The 348-nt window shown below is 76.1% G+C and carries 1 protein-coding gene; it reads left to right on the top strand.

Annotation, left to right across the window (positions count from 1 at the left end):
• Positions 1 to 159: 159 nt before the first annotated feature.
• Positions 160 to 348: hypothetical protein (locus NBZ85_RS31800; RefSeq protein WP_261563500.1), on the top strand; the 189-nt coding region annotated here is incomplete at its 3' end.

Raw genomic sequence — 348 nt, 5'->3', positions numbered from 1 at the left:
AGAGGTGTATAAGAGACAGCGTCGCATCCGGACGCGTCCTGCGGCCGGGACGTCCCCCCGGGCCCGGATGTTTTCGGAGAGATCACGCGGCCACCGGTGCCCGTGACACCCGGCACATCGGCATCGCCGGCCGGGCGGCGTGCGGGCGCCGGGCGGCCGGTGGGAGCCGACGAGCGTGCGGCGGCGTTCCGCAGGGCGAACGGCTCCGGGGCGATGCCGGACGACGAGGGTGAGGCCGGGGCGGCGCAACTGCCGTCGGCCCGCAATCCCGTGTCGGGTCGCGCGATGACCCCCTGGACGCCCACCGGTGCACCGGCGGACTGGGCGGCGCCGGGCGACGTGTTCGCG

Source organism: Frankia tisae (genome assembly GCF_025403405.1).
GTDB classification, from domain to species: domain Bacteria; phylum Actinomycetota; class Actinomycetes; order Frankiales; family Frankiaceae; genus Frankia; species Frankia tisai.
Note: the sequence above shows the minus strand (reverse complement) of the source record. Positions and strands in the feature narration are given on the sequence as shown.